General features: G+C 67.2%; 1 protein-coding gene. It reads right to left on the bottom strand.

Annotated features, from left to right (window positions below; translation table 11 throughout):
• Positions 1-400 (bottom strand): cytosine permease (locus tag AC066S_RS39855; protein ID WP_478272073.1); only part of this gene is annotated, 400 nt, incomplete at both ends.

Below are 400 nucleotides of genomic sequence, written 5' to 3' on the forward strand. Positions count from 1 at the left end.
GCGTAGGGGCCGGTGTCGGCATAGAGCGCCGGCACGTCCAGCCGCGTGCGCCGCACCAGGTAGTAATCCACCATCAGGATGCCCGCCACCGGCCCGAGCAGTGCCGAATAGCCGTTGAGCCACGTGAAGATGTAGCCCTGGGTCGATTCGAGGATCTTCCACGGCATCATCGCGATGGCGATGCCCACGGTGATGTAGCCGCCCACGCGGTAGCTGATGCGCTCGGGGTTGAGCGCCGAGAAGTCGTAGGCCGGCCCGACCAGGTTGGCGGCCAGGTTCACGCTCACGGTGTCGATCAGCAGGATGATGAGCGCGATCAGCACGGCCGCGCCGGTCATGCGGCTCGCCAGGTCCACCGGGTCCCACAGCGCCTTGCCGTAGATCACCACCGTGGCCGAGG

The sequence above is a fragment of the Bradyrhizobium sp. CFUWI genome (assembly GCF_056429085.1).